Origin of the sequence: Halorubrum tibetense (assembly GCF_042661865.1) — an archaeon.
GTDB classification, from domain to species: Archaea; Halobacteriota; Halobacteria; order Halobacteriales; family Haloferacaceae; genus Halorubrum; species Halorubrum tibetense.
Genome location: NZ_JBHSWW010000108.1, coordinates 1 through 7,613, shown reverse-complemented (window position 1 = coordinate 7,613; position 7,613 = coordinate 1). Strand labels below are relative to the sequence as shown.

Genomic DNA, 7,613 nt, shown 5'->3' with positions numbered 1-7,613 from the left:
GCGGCGTTCGTCCTCGTCGTCGGCATCGGGGGGGCCGCGGGCGCGGGTGCTGCACCCGCCCTCGCCGCGGAGCTCGGTCGGTTGTACGACGCCCCGACGTACGTCTTCGGGGTACTCCCGACCCCTACGGAGACCGAGGCCGGCGCGAACGACGACGCACCCCGCCGCCCGCTCGCCGAGAAAAACGCGGCCCGGACGCTGGAGGCCCTCTCGGACGATGTCGACGCGGTCTTTCCGTTCGACAACGCGGCGTGGCTCAAGAGCGACGAAACGATCGTTGACGCCCACGACCGAGTGAACGGGGTCGTCGTCGAGCGGATCGCCGCCCTGTTCGGGGCCGGCGAGGGTGACGACGACGCCGTCACGCCACAGCAGGTTCTCGACGCCAGCGACGTCGCCCGTGCGGTCGGCGACGACGGCGAGATCGCGGCGCTCGGGTACGCGACACAGCCGGTCGAGCCGCCGGAGACGGAGTCGCGGTTCGGTCTCGGCCTGTTCGGGTCCAAGGAGCCGGAGAAGGTGGACACGAGCGCGGCGGTGTCGGCGATCGAGACCGTGATACGGAAAGCGACGCGAGGGAAGGGGACTATCGAGGTCCCGGACGGACGGGCGGACCGGACCCTGCTCGTCGTGGGCGGGCCGCCGGCGTGGCTGAACCGCGAGGCGATAGCCGACGGCCGCCGGTGGCTGGCCGAGGAGACGGGGTCCGGCGCGATACTGAGCGGTGACGCTCCCACGCCGGGGTCCGAGGCGGTGTTCGCCGTCGTGGTCCGGTCCGGTATCGACGAGCCCGACCGGCTCCGCGAGATCCGCGACTCGATCGCCTGAGCGACACCGCAGTGCGGGCAGCCGGGAGACGATCGGACCGATCCCGTTAACCGCCCGCGTCGCCCGCCTCTAGACATGACGACGCCTTCCGACGCCAGCGCGGAGCTCGGTCTCGGCCTCAACGTCCACGACGTGGATGCGGTCGCCGATCGGCGCGACGAGCTGGCCGATGCGGTCCGCGACCACGCCGGCACGATCGCCTACCAGCTCGCTCGGTTGCAGGGCGGTGATTACGGTCGGATCGAGCTGTCCACGCCGGGCGGCGAGTGGACCGTCAAACACGAGGCGGGCGAGCTGGAGTTCCTTCTGTTCTCACCCAACCGGGGATCCGACACCTACGTCGTCTCGACGAAACAGCCGCCGGATCCGGCCGGGCTCGCCGCCGCCCTGGACGATTACGCGAACATGGTTGCCGCGTGGAACGATCACGTCGAGTCGCTGTCCGGCGTCCTCGACGACGTCATCGCCGAGTTCCCCGATCCCGCCTCGACCGAGGGAGTCGTGGCCGAGCGTGACCGGGTGCTCGACGCGGTCCGTGAGACGTGCAGCGTGATCGCGGGCGAGATCTATCGCTACGAGGCGGACGACTACGGCACGTTCACCGCCCGGGTCTCGGGAGATCGGTGGGAGCTCAAGTGGGAAGAGGGGAGCGTCTCGTACCTTCGGGTCGGGGGTTCGAACGGCGTCTACCTGCTCTCACAGTACGCGGCACCCGCCGCACCGGACGTCCGGGAGTACGCCGATCGGTTCCCGGCGTTCGTCGAAGCGTACAACGAGTTCGTCGCGGGCGTCGAGAGCGACCTGGCGCGGGTCGAGCTTCGCTGACGGCAGCTCGGCGCCTTCAGCCCGAGTAACCCACCCCCTCGTCACGACTCCGCAGTGATCGCCCGCCAGCACCAGACGAACCGCTGGCCGGCGGTCACGTGCGTGAACACCGCGAGGAACGCGAGCGTCCACTCGACGAGCGAGAGTCCGTAGACGACCGGGTTCGCGACGGTCGCCACGGCGGCGACCGCCCCGACGAGGAGGAGGATGTCCGCCCGCCCGAGCAGGCCGCCGTAGATTCGTTCAAGCCCCAATGCCTCCGCCTGTGTCCCGAGGTACGCGGTGAGGAGGACGCCGGTGAGCGCCAGCATGCCGAGGACGTACCGCTCGACGCCGATCGCCAGCCCGCCAAGGATCAACACGTCGCCGTAACGGTCGAGGACGTGATCGAGGAAATCGCCGGCGTCCGAGGCAGTGTCCGTCGCGCGTGCGAGCGCGCCGTCGAGGACATCGAAGAAGCCGGTGACGAGCACGAGGAGGGCGGCGGGCGCGTACCAGATCGGGTCCGACCCGCCGAGAACGAGCGCGTACCCGCCGGCAGCCGCCGTGAACACCGATAGCGTCGTGATCGCGTTCGGCGTGACCCCGACCCGGTCGGCCGCGGTCACGAACGGGGTTATCGCCCGACTCGCCAGCGGACGAAGCCTGTCCAGCGTCATCGTCGCGAATCGCCCCCGGACGGTGATGACATTCCTGTCAGTCGCTACTCGCGCGGGTGGTATAAACCGGTCGTCGTCGCCGCCGCTCCCGGTGTCGTCGCCGCCGATCCCTCGCCGTGGTCGCTCGGCCGTCCGTCGCTAGAGGCGTTCCCCGACGCCACGGTTGACAACCCTTATTCCGGACCCCGTGGATCCGTTCGGCATGTCCATCAGCCTGCCCGGGCCGACGCTCGGTGTCGTCGGTGGCGGCCAGCTCGCTCGAATGCTGTCGGAGGCGGCCGCACCGCTCGGCGTCGACGTGGTCGTGCTCGATCCGACTCCCGACTGTCCGGCCGCACCGGTCGTTCGCGACCAGATCGTCGCCGCGTTCGACGACGCGGACGGGATCCACGAGCTCGCCTCGCGCGTCGACGCGCTCACCTTCGAGATCGAGCTCGCGGATCCCGAGGCGTTGGCGGCGGCCGCAGCCGAACACGACGTCCCGGTCCACCCCGACCCGGGGACCTTGGAAACGATCCAGGACAAGCTCGTCCAGGCGGAGGCGCTCGCCGACGCCGGGATCCCCGAACCGGAGTTCGTCGCGGTCGCGACCCAAGGCGGGGTCGAACGGGCGGCCCAGGAGTTCGGCGGCGTCATGCTCAAAGCCCGTAAAGGGGGGTATGACGGTCGTGGGAACGTCCCGGTGACGGACCCCGCGGACGCGGCCGACGCCCTGGCGGCGGTCGGGGGTGACGCCATGGCCGAGCGGTTCGTCGATTTCGAGCGCGAGATCGCCGTGATGGGTGTGAAAGGAGCCGACGGCGAAACGCGAACCTACCCGCCGACAGAGACGGTCCACCGCGACGAGATCCTCCGCGAGAGCGTCTCACCAGCCCGCGCCGACGACGCGGTCCTCGACCGTGCCGAGGCTGTCGCGGAGGACGTTCTCGCGTTTCTCGACGGGCGCGGGGCCTACGGGATCGAGCTGTTCGAGACCCGCGACGGCGACGTGCTCGTCAACGAGATCGCGCCGCGTCCGCACAACTCCGGCCACTGGACCATCGAGGGGGCCCGAACCTCGCAGTTCGAGAACCACGTCCGGGCCGTGCTGGGCTGGCCGCTCGGTCCGACCGATCTCGTCGCGCCGGCAGTCACGGCGAACCTCCTCGGCGACGTGTCCGACCCGACCCCGGCGACGCTCCGCGGGGTCGAGTCCGTTCTCGCCGCGCCCGACGCGGACCTCCACTGGTACGGAAAGGCGGAGGCGCGGCCGCTCCGCAAGATGGGCCATCTCACGGTGACTGCCTCGGACGAAACCGCTGACCTCCCTGCCGATCGCGACGCGCTGCTCTCCCGGGCGCGTGCGCTCCGAGACGGGACGACGTTCCGTCGGGAGTAGTCGGTCGGCCAGGGCTAGTCGGTCCGCCAGGGGTAGTCGGTCCGCGAGGAGTAGTCGGTCCGCCAACAGGTGTATTTCACGTACTGCCGGAACCGTCGATCGGCAGTCAGTAACCGGTGGTTCACCTCTCGACGAACTCGACGCCGGTGATCTCGAAGCGCGCACCCCCGCTCTCGCTCTCGACTGCTGCTATCGACCACCCGTGGGCCTCGACGATATCTCGAACGATCGCGAGTCCAAGCCCGGTTCCGGCCCCGCTCGTCGTGAATCCGAGGTCGAACACCTCCTCACGGTTCTCAACCCCGATCCCGGGACCGTCGTCCTCCACGTAGAACCCATCGGGAAGCGTCCCGATCGTCACTGACACGGGGCCGTCGACGTGGTCGCGAGCGTTCCGAAGCAGGTTATCGAACACCTGTTTCAGCCGCCCCGGATCCGCGAGGACGACCGCGTCGTCGGCGCTGGTGGCCGTCAGCTCGTCGTCCCGGATATCGGCGTCGAGCTCGTCGACGACCGCCGCGAGCGAGACGGGTTCGAGCTCCGTGACCGTCTCACCCCGTAGGGAGAGTTCGAGGAGGTCTTCGAGGAACGTCGTCATGTTCGTGACGGTTCGCTGGATCACGTCGAAGTGTCGCTTCTCGCCCGTTTCGCTCGCGATCTCCGCGTAGCCCGCGATGACCGACAGCGGGTTCCGGAGGTCGTGTGAGACGATCCGAGCGAACGCGTCCAACCGCTCGTTTTGCTCCTCGAGCTCCCGTCGCTGGAGCTCGATCGTCGTCACGTCCTGTATCAGGACCACCCATCCGTATCGCTCACCACCACGTCCGATGGGGGACCGACTCAACTGCAGGAACCGTTCCTCGTCGTCCCCCTGTAGCGTCATGAGGATCGACCCCTCCGCACTGAGTCGGTCGTACTCCGGGAGCCACGCCGAGACGTCGCCGCCGAGCACCTCGTCGCGACCGCCGAGAACACGCTCGGCGGCCGGATTGACGTCGACGACAGTCTCCTGGCTATCGAGGACGATCACGCCGTCGCTCATCTCCTCGAGTACGACTCGGGAAGCGATCGGCGTCAGGTCCAACAGTCGGTATCTGAACACGGCGACGCCGAACAGAACCGTCGAGAGCGACAGCGAGACGGGTGTCAAGTTCACCGCTGTCGCGTCGATCGGTGGGATCGAGAACACGTGAAACACGTTGACGACGAGCGGGATCGCGGCACCGAGGACCAGAAGCACGTCCCCGCGTCGGATCGACCGCCCCGACCGGAGCGCGTGCGCCGAGACGAGTACGGCCCCCGCGACGATCAGGACGTACGAGATGCCGAGATGGAGCTGGTAGATCGGCCCGTTCGTCGTCATCAGTCGCGCCAGCGACCCGGATGTCGACAGTGTCGCGTCGGTCAGCGCCAGCGAGTACGGGTTCGTCACCAGCGTGACGATCAGTACGACCGGGACCACGCCGAGAGCGGCGACGACCGCCGGGGTCAGTCGATCACCCCTACCCGTGTACGCCACCGCGAACGCGAACCACGCTGCCGGAGTCACGGCAGCACCGACGTGAAGAACCCGGTACGCGAACAGCTTCGCATCGAGTGTCGGACTGGCCAGCTGGACCGCAAACGTCCCGGCCCAGATCGACACCGAGAGACACAACACGACGAACGCGCCGAGGGTCGCGGTCCAGCCCTTCCGTCTCGCCGAATCGATCCCGTACGCGGCCCACAGCAGTGAGACGGCGGCAGCCACGAACAACAGGAGAACGTACGGGGTCGACTGCCACTCCATCTGGAACAACCGTTCGACCGAAAGCGCGTTCCGTATTTAAGTCGGTTGGCTATGACACCGGGAGGTTACCGGTTCTCACCCCCCGTTACCACGCCGAGAACCCGCCGGAAACGAGGGTTTCCGACTGTTTCTCGATGTACTCCCGCTGCATACCGTGGACCGCCTCGGCGAAGGAGTCACCCTCTTCGAGGCGGTCGCGGATCCGCTCACGCTTCCAGTCGGCGGGTGTCGTTCCGTGTTCGGCCCGGTAGCGGAGCGGGGCGAGCCACGAGTCGGCCTCCGCCTCCGAGCACCCCGCAGCACGCAACCCGGCCGCGGCGTGATCGAGGAGGTCGGCGTACATCCCGTGTGGTCCGTTCCCGAAACTCCCTGAACCCGCCTCCGCCGACCACGCCCCTTCAGCAGCGGAGGCCGGTCCCGTCGTGTGCTCGCCGTCGTACCCGATCCACTCCATATCGGCGTCGATCCCGTCCGCGACCGCCGCGTAGAAGTTGTCGCGGGCGGCCTCCCAGTCGAGCCCGATGACCGGGTGTTCGTGGCGCGGGAGCGCCTCCATCAGCCCCGCGAATGCCGCTTGGAACGCGATAGAGTCGCGGACGGTCGGCTGCGCCGGGACCGGACGGAACTCGATACGGGCGTTCGCGCTCGACCGGCTCGCCCCTTCGAACACCGGTCGGACCCACCGCCAGTAGGTGCCGTGTTTCGTTCGAAACGTGGCGAAGGCGTCGTCGAACCGGTCGGAGTCGTCCGACTCCGGCATCGGGATCAGCGTCTCGTCACCCGCGATCCGGTCGACCGCCTCCTCCACGTCGTGGATGTCACGCGGGAACCGGACCTTGTTCTCCGCCGTCCGAGCGTTAAGTACCGACTCGAACACGTGGACTCGGTTCTCCGTCGCCCCGTCAGCGAGGGCGCGCTCGCCGTCCCATCCCTCTTCGTACAGGTCCGGCGGGAGCACCGGCGAGTTGACCCCCAGAGCCAAGAGCGGACCGGCGATCCGGAGCGCGTAACGGAAGTGAACCGGGAGCGTCTCCGCTTGCGCGACCTGGTAGTGCGGCTGGATCGACGTGATGAGGCTCTCGGGCATCACGGTGTCCGCCGCCAGCGACACCCCGGGTGCCTCCAGCGCGACTGACTGTCCCGCTCCATCGGCGTTGGCCATCGCGTGGTACCGGACGGCGTCGCTCATGTTGGCCGCCACGGTGACCCCGTCGACCTCGACGCTGTCGGTGAGGTAGCCGCGGGCGGTTTCGCCGGCGGGCGGGATCGTCCACACGCCGTCGGAAACGAGGCGCATCCCCTCGACGCCGGCGCAGTTCTCGGCGGCCTCCAGTCGGGCGCGGACCTCGGCGAGCTGCGCACGGAGGCCGTGATCCGAGAGCGGCTGCGGGCTCGTACACATCTCCGCGTTGTGGAGGCCGAGCTCCTTTTCGAACCCCATCAGTTCGAGGAGCCGGCGCGGGACGCGCATCAGGGCGTACTCGCCGGCGCGGGACTCCTCGCTCCAGCGGCCGTCGGCGACGGCGTAGAACTCGTACTCGAACCCGACGATCGACTGGTGGTTGTCGAACACGCCGTCGTGTAACCCCTGTTTGACGACCTCCGCCTCCTCTTCGGCGCGGGCCGTGAACGCCTCCGGGTCGACGGCGAGCGCCTCCCGGACCCCGTCAGCGAGGGTCGACTCGATGCTCATGCGGTTGGCGGACGGTCCGCTGTCCTAAAAGCTCGCCGGCCGCGAGCGCCCGTTTCCGTTAGGGCCCACTGTTGGCCGATCCTCACGCCGACTGCTCGCTAGTGCCCACCCCGTAGCGGGCTACACCCACCCCGCCGCGGGCTACAGCCCACCTCGACCGCCGGTCCGCACCGGGGCCCTTTTGCCCGACGACAGTCGATCCAGTTCATGGAGTTCGAGGCGTTCGCCGACCGCTGTCGGCGGTTGGAAACCGAATCGGGGGATCTCGCCACGACCGCCGCAGTCGCCGATCTGTTTGGCGACGCCGGTGACGACCTCGCGGTTACGACCCGGTTCCTCCTCGGACGCGTCTTCCCGGCGCACGACACGCGGACGCTGGACATCGGCCCCGCCGCGTGCCACGAGGCGATCGCCCGTGCCGCCGGCCCCAACGTGAGCGCC

Annotated in this window: 6 protein-coding genes and 1 pseudogene; 4 read left to right on the top strand and 3 right to left on the bottom strand. The window is 68.9% G+C overall.

Translation table 11 applies throughout. The features are described 5' to 3' along the window. Together ACFQEU_RS08655 and ACFQEU_RS08650 are read left to right on the top strand one after the other, a co-directional pair. Positions 1-828, top strand: an 828-nt coding sequence (locus ACFQEU_RS08655) for an FtsZ/tubulin family protein (RefSeq protein WP_379781226.1), incomplete at its 5' end; no start/stop codon positions are given. 75 nt (positions 829-903) lie between these two features. Further along, positions 904-1,653 carry a hypothetical protein gene (locus ACFQEU_RS08650; RefSeq protein WP_379781224.1) on the top strand — a complete coding sequence of 250 codons (750 nt, stop codon included), beginning with the start codon at positions 904-906 and terminating at the stop codon, positions 1,651-1,653. 41 nt (positions 1,654-1,694) lie between these two features. Here the strand turns inward: ACFQEU_RS08650 and ACFQEU_RS08645 are convergent, their stop codons facing one another. Beyond that, the gene (locus tag ACFQEU_RS08645) at positions 1,695-2,312 is read right to left on the bottom strand and encodes a CDP-alcohol phosphatidyltransferase family protein (protein WP_379781222.1); all 618 of its coding nucleotides are present in this window, start codon (positions 2,310-2,312) and stop codon (positions 1,695-1,697) included. Between the two features lie 202 nt (positions 2,313-2,514). On the opposite strand from ACFQEU_RS08645, the gene ACFQEU_RS08640 reads away from it, so the two are divergent. Beyond that, positions 2,515-3,690 carry a 5-(carboxyamino)imidazole ribonucleotide synthase gene (locus ACFQEU_RS08640; protein ID WP_379781220.1) on the top strand — a complete coding sequence of 392 codons (1,176 nt, stop codon included), beginning with the start codon at positions 2,515-2,517 and terminating at the stop codon, positions 3,688-3,690. A 121-nt stretch (positions 3,691-3,811) separates the two neighbouring features. Here ACFQEU_RS08640 and ACFQEU_RS08635 read toward each other — a convergent pair whose 3' ends face one another. Continuing rightward, the gene (locus ACFQEU_RS08635; RefSeq protein WP_379781218.1) at positions 3,812-5,479 is read right to left on the bottom strand and encodes a histidine kinase N-terminal 7TM domain-containing protein; all 1,668 of its coding nucleotides are present in this window, start codon (positions 5,477-5,479) and stop codon (positions 3,812-3,814) included. Between the two features lie 85 nt (positions 5,480-5,564). Beyond that, complete coding sequence (locus tag ACFQEU_RS08630; protein WP_379781216.1) at positions 5,565-7,172, bottom strand: glutamate-cysteine ligase family protein; 1,608 nt, start codon at positions 7,170-7,172, stop codon at positions 5,565-5,567. 207 nt (positions 7,173-7,379) lie between these two features. On the opposite strand from ACFQEU_RS08630, the pseudogene ACFQEU_RS08625 reads away from it, so the two are divergent. Next, a pseudogene (locus ACFQEU_RS08625) lies at positions 7,380-7,613 on the top strand (DNA ligase); the annotation flags it as partial.